Origin of the sequence: Nonomuraea roseoviolacea subsp. carminata (assembly GCF_024172185.1) — a bacterium.
GTDB classification, from domain to species: domain Bacteria; phylum Actinomycetota; class Actinomycetes; order Streptosporangiales; family Streptosporangiaceae; genus Nonomuraea; species Nonomuraea roseoviolacea.
The window spans coordinates 2288417-2305532 of the sequence record NZ_JAMZEC010000001.1; the positions used below are offsets into that span (position 1 = coordinate 2288417).

The window sequence follows — 17116 nt, forward strand, 5'->3', positions numbered from 1 at the left end:
CACAGTTAAATCGCGCAGCAACCTACCAGCCGGACAACCTCTTCAGCCGGACAATCCGCGCACCCACGAATAGACCTCAAGCACCCCGAGCGCGAGCGGGAAGAGCTCCACGATGAGCACGACGTCCAGGATGTCGCCCGCGCGCCCCCAGAACGGCGACGGCTTGCCCGAGGGCAGGAACAGGCCGATCCCGACCGCCATCAGCCCCAGCCACAGCGCGCCGACCGCCACGGCCACGGCCCCGATCACGCCCGAGCCGGAGCCGAGGGAGAAGGCCAGCACGCCGAAGGCCGTCAGCCCCGACATGATGAGCCACAGCCGCTGCCGGACGCCGCGGAAGACCCGGCCCCGCATGATGAGCGTCAGCCCGAGCGTGCCGATCATCAGGTCGGCGATCCAGCCGTCGTCCGTGGACAGCAGCGCCATCGTGACGAGCGACGCCAGCGCGATGGCGATGATCATACCGGTCGTGTAGCGCTGGGCGATCGCGGTCCGCTCCTGGATCGCCGCGCTGTCCAGCCGCTGGTTGTCGCTGCGCAGCTCCTCGGCCGTCGTGGGCATGTTCGGCAGCGGCACCTTGGCCAGGCGGAACGACAGCGTCGGCACGAGCGGGCTGAGCGCCAGCAGCACCGAGATCTCCACCGCGGCGACGCCGGCGGGCGGCGCGGCGAACACCATGATCACAGCCGCGCCGATCGCCCCCGCGGCCGAGGCGATGGACGTGCCGAGGAAGCCCGGCACCCCGTCCGAGATGAGCACGCCGCCGATCGTCGCGACCAGCGCGGTGCAGGCGAACGCGGCCAGCGCGTGCGGCGCCCCGATGCTCGCCAGCACGCCGCCGCTCGCCGGGGCGAACAGCCCGGCCAGGAAGCCGTACGGCAGCGCGGCGTGGCCGATGAGCGCGCCCGCGAGCGAGTCGCCGACCGCCCTGGACAGCACCGCGCCCGTCGCCAGCAGCACGACGGAGAGCACCCCGGCGACCACCGTGACGACCAGCGCCGGCGCGCCCGAGGTCATGAGCGCGACCGCGCCGGCGACCAGCACGCCGAGGGCGCCGACGGCGCCGGTGAGCCTGGTGTGCCGGTTGGACCACGGGCTGGACGCGTTCTTCACGCCGGTCGCGACCACGTCGGCCACGTCGTCGAACAGCGCGGGAGGCAGGATCGCCTCGCGCGGGCGCAGGTAGAGCACCTCGCCGTCGAGGATGCCGAGCTCTCCGAGGCTCTGGCCGAGGTCGAGGGGGGCGCCGCCGAGCCGCTGGAGGGTCCAGCCGGGGGCCGCGGCCGCGTCGCCGCCCACCTCGTCGAGCGCGCGCAGCAGGTTCGGCAGCACGTGCGGGAGGGGGATGTCGGCGGGCAGCGCCAGGTCGGCCTTCTTCCTCGGCCCCACGATCGTCACGTGGCACAGCGCGGGCAGCGGCACGGGCACCTGCGCGAGCGCGCCCTGCCGGATCGGCCCCTGGAAGGGCCCCTGCGGCGGTCCCGGCAGGTGCGGGGGCCCAGGGGGGTACGGCGGCCCGGGTGGGCCGGGAGGCCCCGCCGGAGGGCCGTGCGGGATCGGCCCCGATACGGCCGGTCCATGGACCATAGGTCCCATGTGTCGTCACTCCGTCCCACGAACGCCATGGACAACAGAGAACATACTGGGTCCCTTCTGGTAAGAAGGGCACCAACCGATACGGAGGACCGTCTCACGGTGAGCATCGTCGTAGTCAGGCGTCCCGAGCGGCGCCCAAGCCCCAAACCACCCCGCGGAGAGATCCTGCTGGAGTCGCCACCGGAGATCCCGGAGGTGCAGGGGCAGGGGTTCATGATGGTGCTCACGTACCTGCCCATGGTGGCGGGCGGCGCGGCGATGGCGCTGATGTTCACGGCGGGCGGCAACTCCAACCCCATCATGTACGTGGCCAGCGGCATGTTCGCGGTGTCCATGGTCGGCATGACGATCGGCCAGATGGGCCGGCAGGCCGGCGAGCGCAGGTACCGGCTCAACGGCGCCCGCCGCGACTTCTTCCGCTACCTGTCGCAGGTGCGCCAGAAGGTCAGGCGGGCCGCCAAGCAGCAGCGCGAGGCGCTGGAGTGGAGCGGCCCCGAGCCCGACGCGCTGTGGTGGATCGCGATGGGCCCGCGCCTGTGGGAGCGTCGCCCGCGCGACGACGACTTCAGCACGGTACGGCTCGGCACGGGCGTGCAGAAGCTGGCCATCCAGCTCATCCCGCCGGACTCCAAGCCCGTCGAGGACCTCGACGCGCTGTCGGCCGGCGCGCTGCGCCGGTTCGTGCGGGCGCACGCCACGGTGTCGCGGCTGCCCGTGGCCGTCGCCCTCGGCTCGTTCGCCCGGATCAGGATCACCGGCGACCCGGTGGCCGTGCGCGACATGGTGCGGGCCATGGTCGGCCAGATGGCGGTGTTCCACTCACCGGACGACCTCCGCGTCATGGTGTGCGCCGACCAGGAGTGGATGGCCCACTGGGACTGGATCAAGTGGCTGCCGCACGCGCTGCACCCCGACGAGATGGACGGCGCCGGTCAGGTCCGGCTCATGGCCGAGAACCTAGGCGAGCTTGACCGCCTCGTGGGCAACGAGCTGAAGGAGCGCGCCCGGTTCCGGCCCGGCTCGGCCGGCGACTCGCTGCCGTACCACGTGCTCATCGTGGACGGCGGGCACGTGCCGCACGACTCGCAGCTCGGCACCGACGCCATCCAGGGCGTCACGGTGCTGGACCTGTCCGGCAACACCGGCGCCGTGGAGGAGAAGAGCACCCTGCGGCTGGACGTGCAGCCCGACGGGTTCCACATGGTCAAGATCGACCACACCGGCAAGGAGACCAAGACCCGGCTCGGCGACGCCGACCAGCTCGACTACCTGCGCGCCGAGGGCCTGGCCAGGCAGCTCGCCCCGCTGCGCGCCTCGGCCAACAACGCCGGCGAGCCGGAGGACGTGCTCGCGGCCAACACCACGCTGACCGACCTGCTCGGCATCGGCGACCCCCTGCGCCTCGACCCGGCGGTGAGCTGGCGCCCTCGGGCCGGCCGCAACCGCCTGCGCGTGCCCATCGGCCTCGGCGCCGACGGCCGCGTCGTCGAGCTGGACATCAAGGAGTCGGCGCAGGGCGGCATGGGCCCGCACGGCCTGGTCATCGGCGCCACCGGTTCCGGCAAGAGCGAGCTGCTGCGCACGCTGGTGCTCGGCCTGGCCGTCACCCACTCCTCCGAGATCCTCAACTTCGTCCTCGTCGACTTCAAGGGCGGCGCCACGTTCCTCGGGCTGGAGTCGCTCTCCCACGTCTCCGCGGTCATCACCAACCTGGAGGACGAGCTCCCCCTGGTCGACCGCATGCACGACGCGCTGCACGGCGAGATGGTCCGCCGCCAGGAGCTGCTGCGGGCGGCCGGCAACTACGCCTCGCTGCGCGACTACGAGCGGGCCCGCGAGCAGGGCGCCGAGCTGGCGCCGCTGCCGACGCTGTTCGTGGTGCTGGACGAGTTCAGCGAGCTGCTGACGGCCAAGCCGGAGTTCATCGAGCTGTTCGTGATGATCGGCCGGCTCGGCCGCTCGCTCGGCGTGCACCTGCTGCTCGCCTCGCAGCGGCTGGAGGAGGGCCGCCTGCGCGGCCTCGACACCCACCTGTCGTACCGCATCGGCCTGCGCACGTTCTCCGCGATGGAGAGCCGCGTCGTGCTGGGCGTGGCCGACGCCTACGAGCTGCCGTCGGCCCCCGGCAACGGCTTCCTCAAGTTCGACACGACCGGCATGACCCGGTTCAAGGCCGCGTACGTGTCCGGCCCCTACCAGGCCGACCCCCGCCACGTCCCGGCCGACGCCGGCTCCGCGTTGCAGACCCAGATCGTCGAGTACGGCCCCGGCCACGTGCCGGTCCCCGTAGTCGAGCAGCCCGCGAAGGAGGTGGCGCCGGCCGAGGAGAAGGGGCCGCAGCGCAGCCTGCTCGACATCGTCGTGGAGCGGCTGTCCGGTCAGGGCCCGGCCGCCCACCCGATCTGGCTGCCGCCGCTCGGCGAGCCGCCCACCCTCGCGCACCTGCTGCCGCCGCTGTCCGTCACCCCCGAGCTGGGCCTGTCCACGCCGGGCTGGGACGGCCGGGGCCGCCTGCACGCCGTCGTCGGCATCATCGACAAGCCGTTCGAGCAGCGGCGCGACCCGTACTGGCTGGACCTGTCGGGCGCGGCCGGCCATGTCGGCGTCGCCGGCGGCACCCAGAGCGGCAAGAGCAACGCGATCCGCACCCTGATCACCAGCATGGCGCTCACCCACACGCCGCGCGAGGTGCAGTTCTACTGCCTCGACTTCGGCGGTGGCACGCTCGGCCCGCTGGAGGGGCTGCCGCACGTCGGCGGCGTGGCCAGCCGCCTCGACGCCGAGCGGGTCCGCCGGACCGTCGCCGAGGTCTCCGGCCTGCTCCAGCGGCGCGAGCGCGACTTCACCGAGCGGGGCATCGACTCGATGGCCACCTACCGGCGGCAGGTCGCCGACGGCACCCTCGAAGGCGACGGCTGGGGCGACGTCTTCCTGGTGGTCGACGGCTGGCTGACGATCCGTCAGGAGTTCGAGGGCCTGGAGGGCGTCATCACCGACCTGGCCGCCCGCGGCCTCGGCTACGGCATCCACGTGGTCGCCTCCACCAACAAGTGGTCGGAGTTCCGGGCCAGCATCCGCGACCTGTTCGGCACGCGGCTGGAGTTCAAGCTCGGTGACGCGTACGAGTCGGAGGTCAACCGCAAGGCCGCGCTGGCCGTGCCCGAGGGCACACCGGGCCGCGGCCTGACCAAGGAGGGCATGCACTTCCTGTCGGCGCTGCCCCGCATCGACGGCGTCCGCGGCACCGAGGACCTGGCCGACGGCGTGCGGTCGCTGGTGGACATCACCAGCGCCTCCTGGCAGGGCCCGAAGGCCCCGCCGGTGCGCCTGCTGCCGTCGCTGCTGCCCGCCGCGTCCCTGCCCGGACCGGACGAGACCGGGCCGAGCCGGATCGCGCTCGGCATCGACGAGGCGTCGCTGTCGCCGGTGCTGCTCGACTTCGACGTCGATCCGCACTTCGTGGTGTTCGGCGACACCGAGTGCGGCAAGAGCAACGTGCTGAAGCTGATCATGGAGGGCCTGGTGGCGCGCAAGACGCCCAGGGAGGCCATGATGATCGTGATCGACTACCGCCGGGCGCTGCTCGACACGGCGGTCACCGACCACCGCATCGGCTACGCCGCCTCGAGCAAGGCCGCGACGGACCTCGTCAACGACGCCCGCAGCGCCCTGCTCAAGCGGCTGCCGCCCGCCGACCTGACGCCCGAGCAGCTCCGCTCCCGGAGCTGGTGGGAGGGGTCCGACCTGTACATCGTCGTCGACGACTACGACCTCGTGGCGACCTCGTCGGCCAGCCCGCTGCAGGGGCTGGCCGAGCTGCTGCCGCAGGCCCGCGACATCGGCCTGCACCTGATCCTCGCCCGTCAGATGGGCGGCGCCAGCCGGGCTCTGTACGACTCGGCGGTGCAGCGGATGAAGGAGATGGCCTCACCGGCGCTGATCATGTCGGGCAACAAGGACGAGGGAGCGCTGTTCGGCAACGTCCGGCCGCAGCCGCTGCCGCAGGGCCGCGGCTTCTACGTGGACCGCCGGTTCGGCGCGCGGCTCGTCCAGACCGCTTACCTGGAGCCGTCCGAGTAGGTTGGCCGACGTGTCCGAGGTGCGTTACCGGGTGGCGGGGCCGTCGTTCCCGGGTCTGGCCGAGCTGACGGCCGGGCCGGAGGGCGTCGTCCGGCTCCGGCACGAGACGGCCGCCGGGGTGCGGGGCTGGATCGCCGAGCCGGACCCGGCGGTGTGGCCGTGGCTGCTGGAGGCCCTGCGTGAGGCGGGCTTCCCGGACGCGGCGCCGGAGCCGCCGGTGCCGGGCGGGCCGCTGTGCGAGATCACGGTCACGGGTACGGAGCCGGCGGGGACGCTGGTCGTGGCGTGGCCGGGCGGCGGGGCTGCCGGGCCGGGAGGCGAGCCCGGCGGAACCGGAGCCGAGTCCGGCGGGCCGGGAGGCGGGTCCGGCGGGCCGGGAGGCGAGTCTCGCGGGCCGGGAGGTTCCCGCGGGCCGGGAGACGAGTCCCGCGGGCCCGGAGGGCCCCGGGGTGGGCTCGGAGCCGCGCTGCGGATTCTGGACGCGCTGATGCGGCAGGTGGGCGGCGACGCGCTGGGCGAGCGAGGGGCGGACGTCCCGGACGAGCTGCCCCCGTTGGCCCGCCGCCGCGCCCCGGACCCCGCTGTCTCGCCGCCGGCCGGGCCGGGTTCCGGCTCGGCCCACGGCGAGGCCGGGGAGACGCCGGGCGGCCCGGTGAGCGTGCGCTTCGGCGCGCCGGGCGCCGCCGCGTTCGGCGTTGCCGGTGGGCGGCCCGCGTACGCCGTGTCCCGTCCGGGCGTCACCTTCGCCCTGTACGGCCTGCCGGATGAGGAGCCGCTGGGCGGCGCCACCGTGACGGACACGCCCGCCCACGCCCTCGCGCTGGGCACGGCGGGCGGTCGCGACCTGGTTGCCGCCGGCGGCGACGACGGCGCCATCCGGGTCTGGGACACCGCGGACGGGCGGCGGCTGCACGCCGCGACCGGCCACGGCGGGCCGATCAGGGCGCTGGCGGCGAGCGGCGGCCTCGTCTACACGGGCGGCGACGACGGCCGGGTGCGGGTCTGGGACGCCGGCGGGTCCCTGGGCGCCATGCCGGACGGCCACGAGGGCGCGCTCACCGCCGCCTGCGCCCACGGCGGGCTGCTGGTCACGGGCGGGGAGGACGGGGCGGTCCACCTCCTGGACGCGGCGGACGGCCGTCTGCTGCGGGTCCTGGGCGGCCACGACGGCTGGGTGAACGCGGTCGCCGCCCGGGAGGGGCTCGTCGCCTCGGCGGGCTCGGACCGGGTCGTCCGGCTCTGGGACCCGGTGACCGGCGAGCCCGCGGGCCGCCTGGACGGGCATGGGGCGAGCGTGACCGGGCTGGCGTTCCTCACGGTGGCGGGACGGGCGGCGCTGGCCTCGTGCGGCCTGGACGGCGAGGTGGTGGTCTGGGACCTCGCGACCGGGGGGCCGGCGGCGCGCTGGCGTGCGGGCGCGTGGGCGGCCGGCCTCACGGCGGTGGGTGACCGGCTGGTGAGTGCGGGTGACGGCGTGCGGGTCTGGGCGGCGGACGGAACGCCCCTGGCGGTCCTCGCGACGGCCCCGGCGACGGCGGTCGCCGCGAGCGCCGGGCCGCGCGGAGAACGCGTCGTGGCGGGGTTCCCGGACGGAGTGGCGCGGGTCTGGCGGCTCGCAGGCGGCGAGCCCACCGTCGAGGAGGTGCACAGGCCGGACGGCGAGCCCGCCGTCGACGAGATGCACAGGCCGGACGGCGAGCCCGCCGTCGACGAGATGCACGGCCCGGACGGCGACCTCACGAAGGCGCCGTCCCAGGAGGACGCGCTGGAGATGTCCCGGACCGACGGCGGCGTCACGGCTCTGGCGCTGGACGGGACGACGATCGTCTGCGGCACCGCCTCCGGCGCCGTACGCCTCCACGGCGCGCCAGGCGACGGCGCGGTGGCGCCCACCCCGAACCACGGCGCGCCCGGCGGCGTCACGGTGGTGCCCACCCCGCACTCCGGGCCCGTGACGGGGCTCGCGCTCGACGGCGGCCTGCTGGTGTCCGGCGGCCTGGACGGGACCGTGCGGACCTGGGACGCGCTCTCCGGACGGCCGCTGCGCCGCCTGATCGGTCACCCGGCGGGAGTCACCGCCGTCGTCACCGGCCGGGTGGGCGGCCGGCGGGTCATCGCCTCCAGCGGGTACGACCGGGCCGTCCGGGTCTGGGACCTGGAGACGGGCGAGCCGCTGCTGGTCGTCCACGGGCATCCCTTCCCCGTGTACGCGCTGGCGTTCGGCGAGACCCCCGACGGCCGCACGGTCCTCGCCTCGGGCAGCTACGACGGCCGCATCCCCGTGCGCGACCCGGTGACCGGCGAGGACGTGGCCGTGCTCGGCGGCGCACCGGGCGCGGTCCGGTGCCTGAGCTTCCTCGGCCCCGGGGTCCTGGCGGCGGGCGCGGGCGACGGCGTCGTCCGGGTGTGGCGCCTGCCCGGGGAGGCGCCGGTCGCCGAGACCCGGCTGGCGGAGACGCCGCTGGCCCTGTCCCCCGGCCCGTACGCGGTCACTCAGGGCGGGTCGAGCGGCTTGAGCACGTAGAACTGCGGATAACGGATCTCGCTGACGCCCACGGCGATGTAGGCGTCGTCCAGCGTCCGGCTCCACCGCGTCCACGCCATCCTGACGCGCTGGACGTCGACCGGCCGCGCGGACGGCGCGAGCGAGGGCGCGAAGTGCGCGGCCACCAGCCGCCCGTCCGCCGTCTCCGTCACGACGTACTGGGCCATGGCGAGGGGGAGGCCCCGCGACCCCTGACCGTCCACGGAACGGTAGTAGAGGGAGAAGCTGAGCCGCCCGTCCACCAGGCTCCACTCGCCCAGCTCGGCCCGGACGCCGGCTCCCGGGTACTCGACCTCGGCGACCCGGCGCAGCCACGCCTCCAGCGCGCCGGGGTCGGCGGTGCCGGAACGCAGCACGTCCCGCAGGGTCTCCCCCGCCGGTAGCTCGCGCGGCGCCGCCTCGACGATCTCCTCGCCCCGGTCGCCCCACCGGGCCGCCTCGCGCTCCAGCGGCGTGGCGGCGTCGTCCAGCGCGACCCGGACGGTCAGCGGCGCCCGGTCGAGCTCCTGCCTGGCCCGCTCCAGCAGCGCGGCGGGCGAGCGCTCCTCCCGCACGTGGAAGGGCGTCCGGTCGTGACGGCTGGCGAGCCCGCCCAGGAAGTGGACGTCCTTCTCGGTCAGCGGCCGGTCGGCCGGCCGGCCCAGCAGGTCGTTCACGGCGTCCCGCAGCCAGCCGCCGTCGGGCAGCGCCTCGTACGGCCCCCGCCCCAGCCACACCGTCAGCCCGTGCAGGCGGATCAGCTCCTCGGCGTTGAACGAGTGGTCCCGGTGCGTGCCGTACACCTCGGCGGCGAGGTCGCTGAGCGCTCCGGTGTACCGGAGGTGCTCGTGGGTGACTGCGTTGAAGCCGAGTCTGTCGCCGACGCGGTCGTTGCCGAAGAGGGTCACGACGCGGTCCAGCAGCCGGACGTGCTCCAGCCAGGAGCCTTCCACGGGAAAACGCTTCAGCAGGATCCGGATGTGGTTCGGCACCACGCCGCGCTCCGGGTCCGTCCTGGCCCAGGGCGTCGGCTGGACGGGCTCGCCGGCCGGCACCCGGTCGAGGGGCACCACCGGCTCGGGCACGTCCTCGCGGATGAGGTGCTCGTTCAGCGTCCACAGGTGGCGGTCGCGCAGTCCGGCTATCTCGGGCACGGCGAGCCGCTGGAGGTCGTGCACGCCCGCCCATCCCCGGTCCGGGCGGGTCGCCCACTGCACGACGGCCGCGCCCATGAGGCTGCCGTCGCGAGCCGGGCCCTCCACGTCCACGACCCGGGCGGTCTTGCGCATGACCTGGTCGAGCGACTCCAGCTCCAGGCCGAGCAGCTGACCGATCTTCTGGGCGTGGAGGTTGAGCGGGGCCATCTCGCCCAGCACCGGCTGCTTCGCCCACACCTGCCACTTGCTGGGGACCCAGCGCGTGAGCTCCACCCGCTCCCCCTTGCCGGCGCCGGCCGGCGCCTGCTCGAACCGCACGCGCACGTGCAGCTGCGAGCCGTCCACCGGGAGCCGGTGCTGGTGGTTGAAGTGCAGGTCGACGGCGTCGCGCACGTCGGAGAAGATCTTGAGCACAGCTTGGGGCGCCAGGTCTTTCGCCACGCCGTACCGCAGGGTCAACGTGAACTCGGTGACCCGCCGGAGCGTCCCGTCCGCGCCGCGCGCCTGCATTCTGCGCGCCTCCACCGTGTACGCCTCCGTGCTGGTGACGACGTGGGCCTCGGCGCCCTGCCGCGCCGCCGCGAGGGAATCCTCGCCCACCGTCTTGCGCGGGTCGAGGGCGTAGGCGTGCTCCTGCCGGAGGGCCTCCCGCATCTCCCCGCCCGCGACCAGCGGGGCACGGGATCCGGCGTCGGCCGACGAGGTGTGTGCCTCGGAAGGCGAGCCGTCTCCGGCGTCGGCGCGCGCGGTCTCCGTGTCGTGCCGGACGAGGTCGGCCCCGTCCGCCCATCTCGAGTCGAGCCAGGCGGGCTTCTGCGGCACCTCCATGCCGAGCTGGCGGACGACCTGCCGTACCAGGTTCAGGGTGGGCGCTTCGGTGCGGAAGTCCAGCGGCCCCCGCGCCTGGGTGTGGTCCCCGTGGGCGACCGTGGCCCCGCCACCGCCGGCTCGTTCGAGCTGGACGCGCACGTGGAGCTGGTCCCCGTCAGCCGTGCGGTGCCTGCCGTTGACGTACTCGTCGAGTCCCTTCTGGAGACGGGCGTTGAAGGCCCCGAGCTCCGACGTCGACAACGGCGAGGAGACCTTGATCCGGACGGTGTACTCGGTGATGTGCCTGCGCTCCCCCGCGGCGTCGTAGCCCTCGAAGCGGCGCTGCTCGACGCGGGCCACCCCTGGGTCGGCCGCCCGGAGCGTCAGGACGTCGGCGTGGGCGCGCTGGGCCTCGGACCTCGCCGTTGTCACGGCGTCTTCGGGGTCGAGCGCGAACGGGCGCGCCCCCCAGTCGTCGAGCATGACCCCGACGGCCCATCGCTCGGCCGGCGGTATGCGGTGGTTGGGCGGGAAGCGGCGCGGCCCGCCCGGACCGGCCTCGCGGGCGGGGGACGCCGTGGAGCCGCCCGGCTGGGTGTCGACGCCGTAGAGCCGGTCCACCATCTGGGCGAAGTCCTTGCCGTCGGCCACTCGGCCCCACCCCGGGCCGTTCCGCAGCCGGATGAGCTCGTTCGTGATCGTGATGTGGTCGACCCAGCCCTTGGCCAGGGTCTTGGAGTGTTCGGCCGCCGAGGCGAACAGCTCGGTCACCCGCCGGGTGAGCCCCGCGTCGCCGGGCTTGCCGAAGAACTCCCCCGCCGCCCTGTGCAGCGCCTTCGGGCCGGCCTCGTACGGTTCCGGCGGGCCGTACATGGGGGTGTTCCACTCCGCCAGACGGGACAGGCCTTCGATCTCGCGCGGCGTGACGGGCGCACCGTCCCCCAGCGCGGCGGCGGCGCGCTCCAGGATCCAGCGGCTGTCGGGGACGTCGCGTACCGGACTGCCGCCGAGGTAGCGCACGAGGTGGTGGAGGCGCTGGACATCCTTGACGTCCAGGTTGGACGGGAGGGCTCCGTAGATCGCGCGCATGGAGTCGTGCAGCGCCTTGACGTACTTGACGCGATGCCCGGTGACGTCGCCTTCGTAGATCCAGTCGGCATGGTCGAGCGCCCGCAGGTGGTCGAGGAGGTCGCCGCTCTCGTGGGGGTACCGGTGAAGCAGGTCGGCCAGATGGGGCGGCATCGAGAGGTTCCCGGCCACGTGGTTCGCCCGGGAGAGCTCGTCGGCCCGCAACCGGATCCCGGCCTCGCCGACGCCCTCGCCCGCGCCCTCGCCCTCGCCCTCGCCACGCCCGGGCGTGTCCACCCGCCGGTCCTCCGCCTCGGCCCGGTGCAACAGCCGCTCGATGCTCTGCAGGTGGTGGTCCATCAGGCCGGCCAGCGGGGGCACCTCGTGACCGTGATGATCGAGCATCAGCTCGTTGGTGCTCAAGTGGGGGCGGTGCGCGTCGCCCATGAGGTTGGCGCCGAACACGCGCCCGCCGTCGGTCAGCGTCCGGCGTCCGGCGTAGTCGGGATCGTGGTACTCGTCCCGCAGGCCGAGGTGGTGCCCCAGCTCGTGCGCGTGGATGTGCGGCCCGTCACTGACGTACCAGGTGACCTGGTCGGCGCGGCCCCGTCCCGGCTTGAAGGTGACCACCTCGTTGGCGCCCACCTTCATGCCGTCGGCCTCCTCGAACGTGAGCCTGACGTGGAGCTGGCTGCCGTCCGAGAGCCGGTGCTGGTGGTTGAAGTAGAGGTCGACGCCGTCCATCGCGCTCGCCTGCAGTTGCAGGGCCTTGCCCGCCGTGACCCCGAGGTCCGCCACCCAGCGGATCTTGACCTCGATCTCGGTGACCCATCGCGTCCCACCGCCGGTGCGCACCCCGATGCGGCGGACCGTCACGTCGGCGGACCGGTCGAGCTCCGCCTTCTTCCGCGCGGTCGCCTCCGCGTCGACCGGGCCGTCGTGGTGGTTCACGCCCGAACGGCCCTCCACCCTGTACGCGGGGGCGTCCTCGCGCAGGTGGGCCCATTCGCTCGCGCGCAGGGCCTCGCGCGGGTCGATGCGGTTCGCCTGGTCGCCCTGGAGCCGGGCCAGGTCCTCGGCGGTGTGGATGGGCAGGAGCGGAGCGCGCCGATCCGCGTTCAGCATGACCTGGTGCACGGCGGGACGGACGATCGGATGCGGGACGCCGTCACCGGCGGGGGACGGAGAGGCCGGGACGCTCGTGGTTTCCCGCTGAGGATTCGTCCCGGCCGGGTTGTCGCCCCGGGCGGTCCAGCCGGGCTCGCCGGGGTGGGGATGGTCCGGCGCTTCGGCGCGGCGGCCGGTGAACGTGGTGCCGGAATCCTCGAAGCGCACCGGGGCCGCGGGCGGCGCGCCGTCCCCTTGCCGGGCGGCGGGGTGCGGAGGGGGAGCGTCCGGGGAGGAGGCGTGCGGACGGGCGCCCATGTGCTGCTGTTCGGGCGCGGCGGCCTGGTGCGTGGGCTGCCGTTCGGGCGCGGCGGCCTGCTGGTGGGTGGGCTGCCGTTCGGGCGCGGCGGCGGGCTGGTGGGTGGGCTGGTGGGTGGGCGGGTCGCCGTGCTGGTGGGCGGGTCGCGGGTCCTGGGGGACGGCGCGGTTGATCATCGCGTCCACGGTGCCGCGGTCGGCCGTCCCGGGCCGGGGCGCGTCATGGCCCGGCCTGACCTCCGGCGAGGCGGCGAGAGTCGTGTGCCGGGCGTGCTCCCCGGCGGGACCGGGTTCACGGCCGATCAGGGGAGCGGAGGGCCCGGGTTCGCGGTCGGACAGGTGCGGGAGCGCGCCGGCGTCCGGCCGCGGCCGCGCTCCCCCCGCCTCCGCGTCGGCGGGATGGCCGTCGAACCGGAGGGGATCCCCCTTGGCCCCGTGATGGGCCGGCTCAGGGCCGGGTTCCGCCTTCGTCCGGGGGGACGGGGACGTGTCGAGGTCCGCGCCGAACGCCTTCGCGGCGCCCCCCAGGTGCTTCACCCCGCCCCCCGGGCTCCAGGTCCCCCAGTGGGCGTCGGCGCCTCCGACGGCGCCCGAGGTCATGCCCTTCAGGACGAGCGTCCAGTCGACGCCGTCCTTGCCGTCGAGCAGTTCGGAGACCAGCGTCGCCCCGCCACCGGCCACCGCGGAGTGCGCCATCAGCGTCCACAGCGACCGTACGGGCATCGCCCACGCCAGGCCGGTCATCAGCCCGCCGGTCAGCGCGCCCATGCCCGCGGACGCGCCGGTCTGCTTCCAGTCCACGCCGTCGCGCCGCGACTGCGTCGCCTGGACCAGGAGGTCCATGCCGCCCATCAGCCCGCCGAACAGCGCGATGTTGAGCAGCAGCCGCCTGGCGAACACCTTGATCGTCCACCGGGCGACCTGGGCGCGTCCTTTCATCAGCCGCAGCGCCAGGCGCCCCGCCGGGGTCATCAGGGCCAGCGACAGGGCCACGAGCTGCACCACCAGCATCAGCACCGTGAGCCGCATCAGCCGTCGGGTGAACTGGATCTGCACCCCGAGGTCGTTGCACGCGACGGCCAGCCCGACCAGCCGGGACACGAGCGCGGCCCGCCGGCCGCCCACCTCCCGCTCGACGCGCGTGACGAAGGCGCGCAGCGCGGCGCCGTCCCAGGAGTCGCCGATGCCGCGCAACAGCTCGGCGCCGTCGCCGTCGACCCCCCGCGCGACGCCCTCGGCAGTGGCGAGCAGCGCGTCGGCCAGCCGGAACAGGCCGTTCTCGTCGCCCTTCGGCCAGTCGTTCCCCAGCACCCACCCGACCCACGGGCGGATCCAGACCGGCACCGGGATGCCGTCGATCCACATGCGCGCTCAGTGCTCCGACTGCCGCCGGGCCGTGTCGTAGTGCTTGGCGCTGGTGCGCATGCCCTCGTGGGTGGCCTCCAGCTCGGCGATGTAGGAGTGGAACTCCTCCAGGATCGCGTCGCGCCGCTTGGGGAACGACTTGTCGAGCTCGGCCCCGTAGAGGTCGTCACCCATGGGTCGGCCTTCTCGGGCGAACACGCCGGCCAGCTCGTCACGCAGGGCGCGCGCGTAGGCGGCCTCCTCGTGGGCCTTCTCGGCCCGGCGGCGGATGCCGGACGCGCTCGCGTCGTAGCCGTCGGACGGCTGCCCCAACAGTTTCTCCTTCACCACGGACATCAAGATTGTTGTCCACTATGCTCGGTTTTTGCTCGCTTCGTAGCAAGAAGGCGGTTAGTTCCATGAGTGAATGGGTGGACGTCCACTTCCAGGCTCTCGAAACGTGCGGCAAGAGGGCCCGCACCGCGGCGAACATGCTGACCATGGAGGACGTCTTCCAGGACTCCTCGGCGAAGCAGCCCGCCGACGCCGCGCAGGCGAGCATGTTCGGCGACCTGAGCCATTCGGGGGCACTGGCCGGCAAGGTCAACGACGTCTGGTCGGCCCTCAAGGAGGAACTGGGCACGGGCCGCAGCCGCCTCAAGGGCGTGGAGCAGTCGATCGACCAGGTGGAGAGGAACTTGCGCAAGGCGACCAGGGCGGCCACGGTATGAGCGGCGGGAGCATGGCGACGCTGGCCGGGATCGCCGCGCTGCGGGCCAAGGTCAAGGGCGACCCGCAGGCCATCCGCGACCACGCGGCCGCGCTGCGGGTGGCCGCCGGCCACGTCGCGAGCGCCACCGGCAAGCTCCCCTCGGCCGTCAAGGCGGTCAACGCGGCGTGGGAGGGCGCCTCGGCCGACGCCTTCTCCGGCTACATGAGCGCCTACCCGAAGGCCGGCACCGGCCTCAAGGAGGCGCTCAACGCCTGCGCCGACGCCCTCGACCGGGCCGCGGGCACCCTGGAGGACGCGCACTCCAAGATCGGCACCCTGTACGACGACGCGGTGTCCCGCTCCAACACGTACAAGCGGCAGTATCTCCTGCAGAACCCGGGGACCACGGAGAGCGACGCCGAGACGGCGCTGGCCGCCACGACGATCGTCAGCGGCAACCTCACCCGGGCCCAGGAGATCGTGGACAAGGCCGACTCGGTGCTCGGCGAGGTGAAGAAGGCCCTGGACGGCCAGGTCGGCTCGGACAAGGAGTTCGGCTACTTCAGCGCGATCAGGGTCGCGGGCGGCGCCGACTTCGAGCCGGGCACCAAGCAGGTGGAGTGGGTCAGGACGTCCTCCACGGAGCGCACGGCGCTCCAGGCCGCCGCCACCGACGAGTCCGGCGTGACGATGGGCGTGAGCGGCAGTGGAAGCGTCGCGGGTGGGGGTGGCGGAGGCGGGTACGCCTACGCCGGCGGCACCTCGTCGGCGGGCAGCGTCCCCCTGCCCCGGGCCGACATCGTCGCGTACATCAAGGAGGCGATCCGGGTCATCAAGTCGCCGGAGATGGCCTCCGCGATCGAGGCCAAGCAGCGGGGCCTGCTGAACAAGCTCAAGGACCTCGACCCGGACGACCCCAGGGACATCCAGCGGATCTGGACGATCATCTACCACGAGTCCGGCGGCAACCCCAGCGCCATCAACAACTGGGACATCAACGCCAGGAACGGCATCCCGTCGCAGGGCCTGATGCAGACGATCCCGCCCACGTTCCAGTCGAACGCGCTGCCGGGCCACGGCAAGATCCTGGAGCCGGTGGACAACATCATCGCCGGCGTCCTCTACACCTACCGCCGCTACGGCTCGCTGGCCGGCCATCCCGGCATCAGCTCGCTGGAGAGCGGCGGCGGGTACCGGCCCTACTGAGCCGGCCCCTACCGAGCCGGCGCCGTCAGGGGGTCCGCGGCTCGCCCTTCTTCTGCAGGGGCTCGACCCAGTCGAACTGGTTGTAGCCGGGCGGCAGGTCGCCGGGCTTGGCCGGGGCGCGGAACGACGGGTAGCGGCTGACGTCCATGGTGGCCTGGGTGAAGTTTACGGCCGCCGCGCCGCTCGGCAGCACGTAGCCGAACTGGTGCTGCCGGCGGACCATGGTCATGACGTTGTCCAGGGCGCCCTGCAGGGAGGAGCCGAGGATCAGCGTCATGGCGGCCACGCCGCCGTTGGCCCCGGCCGCGATGGCCGCCTCCAGCATGCCGCCCCAGAACTTGGTGTGCGGGAACGCCTTGAGCCGCTTGGCGAAGACCAGCAGGCCCACCGTGATGGAGGCGAGCACGGCGAGCCGCACCCAGTAGCTCCGGTAGCCGGCGGCGACCTCGTCCAGCACCGCCGCGATCTCGCCGAGGGCGCCGCGCAGCGCGCCGACCTCCCGGCTGAAGAGCGCCACCACGCGCTCGAACTCCTGCTGGTCCGCCGCGATCCAGCCGTTCTGCGAGGCCCGGGTGATCTGCGGCAGGAGCTGCTTGATGCCGTCGTCGAGGCGGGCCGACACGCCGTACTTCCAGTTGGCGGCGGCCTGCGCCATGGCCGGCTCGTTGGCGATGGCCATGCTGGCGATGACGCCCGCGGGCACCAGCCAGAGCGACATCTTGCCGAGCCGCTTGAGCTGCGGCAGCACCTTGGGCCCGAGCGGCTCGGGGGGCGGGGTCCGCGGGTACGGGCTGTACGGTCCGAGGATGGGCAGGGGGCCGTACGCGGAGGGACCGAAGGGTCCCATGTCAGCGGTACTTCACGATGCTGTGGTCCTCGGCGGCCCGCCAGTTGCGCTGGCACTGGTCGAGGGTCCGCACCCAGCTCTCGACCGCCTCCTGGGCGCCGCCGAGCAGGCCGTCGGCCTCGCGGCAGATGGCGTCGTACGTCCCTCCGATGACGTGATCTCCCACGATGCCGAAGCCGGGCGGGCCGATGGTCAGCGTGGCGACGATCTGCCGGAGGTGGACGAGCCACTCCTTCAGCTCGTCGTCGCACCGGTCGCGGACGTGCCCGATCGTGTGGGACGTGACGTAGATTTCCTGCCCGGGCGTGGCTGCCAATGTGCTCACATGTACGGATTTTGCATGATTC

At 73.8% G+C, this 17116-nt stretch carries 9 protein-coding genes; 4 read left to right on the forward strand and 5 right to left on the reverse strand.

The genetic code is table 11. The features are described 5' to 3' along the window. Positions 1-42: 42 nt before the first annotated feature. Positions 43-1428 carry a type VII secretion integral membrane protein EccD gene (gene eccD, locus HD595_RS10325; RefSeq protein WP_253767944.1) on the reverse strand — a complete coding sequence of 462 codons (1386 nt, stop codon included), beginning with the start codon at positions 1426-1428 and terminating at the stop codon, positions 43-45. Between the two features lie 267 nt (positions 1429-1695). Here eccD and eccCa point away from each other — a divergent pair, with 267 nt between their 5' ends. Together eccCa and HD595_RS10335 are read left to right on the forward strand one after the other, a co-directional pair. Then, complete coding sequence (gene eccCa / locus HD595_RS10330) at positions 1696-5676, forward strand: type VII secretion protein EccCa (RefSeq protein WP_253767945.1); 3981 nt, start codon at positions 1696-1698, stop codon at positions 5674-5676. 10 nt (positions 5677-5686) lie between these two features. Beyond that, positions 5687-8200, forward strand: coding sequence for a WD40 repeat domain-containing protein (locus HD595_RS10335; RefSeq protein ID WP_253767946.1), 2514 nt, complete (start codon positions 5687-5689; stop codon positions 8198-8200). Here the strand turns inward: HD595_RS10335 and HD595_RS10340 are convergent. Continuing rightward, complete coding sequence (locus HD595_RS10340) at positions 8170-14025, reverse strand: WXG100-like domain-containing protein (RefSeq protein WP_253767947.1); 5856 nt, start codon at positions 14023-14025, stop codon at positions 8170-8172. The genes HD595_RS10335 and HD595_RS10340 overlap by 31 nt on opposite strands. Before the next feature lie 6 nt (positions 14026-14031). Next, positions 14032-14337: a hypothetical protein gene (locus tag HD595_RS10345; protein ID WP_253767948.1), complete on the reverse strand. Its 306-nt coding sequence runs from the start codon at positions 14335-14337 to the stop codon at positions 14032-14034. Positions 14338-14423: 86 nt separating this feature from the next. Here HD595_RS10345 and HD595_RS10350 point away from each other — a divergent pair, with 86 nt between their 5' ends. Both HD595_RS10350 and HD595_RS10355 read left to right on the forward strand, forming a co-directional pair. Beyond that, positions 14424-14735 carry a hypothetical protein gene (locus HD595_RS10350; RefSeq protein ID WP_253767950.1) on the forward strand — a complete coding sequence of 104 codons (312 nt, stop codon included), beginning with the start codon at positions 14424-14426 and terminating at the stop codon, positions 14733-14735. Next, positions 14732-15922 carry a WXG100 family type VII secretion target gene (locus HD595_RS10355; protein WP_253767952.1) on the forward strand — a complete coding sequence of 397 codons (1191 nt, stop codon included), beginning with the start codon at positions 14732-14734 and terminating at the stop codon, positions 15920-15922. The genes HD595_RS10350 and HD595_RS10355 overlap by 4 nt, the downstream gene beginning before the upstream one ends. 25 nt (positions 15923-15947) lie before the next feature. Here HD595_RS10355 and HD595_RS10360 read toward each other — a convergent pair whose 3' ends face one another. Together HD595_RS10360 and HD595_RS10365 are read right to left on the reverse strand one after the other, a co-directional pair. After that, the gene (locus tag HD595_RS10360; protein ID WP_253767954.1) at positions 15948-16769 is read right to left on the reverse strand and encodes a WXG100 family type VII secretion target; all 822 of its coding nucleotides are present in this window, start codon (positions 16767-16769) and stop codon (positions 15948-15950) included. A 1-nt stretch (position 16770) separates the two neighbouring features. After that, complete coding sequence (locus HD595_RS10365; RefSeq protein ID WP_253767956.1) at positions 16771-17094, reverse strand: hypothetical protein; 324 nt, start codon at positions 17092-17094, stop codon at positions 16771-16773. Between the last annotated feature and the right edge of the window lie 22 nt (positions 17095-17116).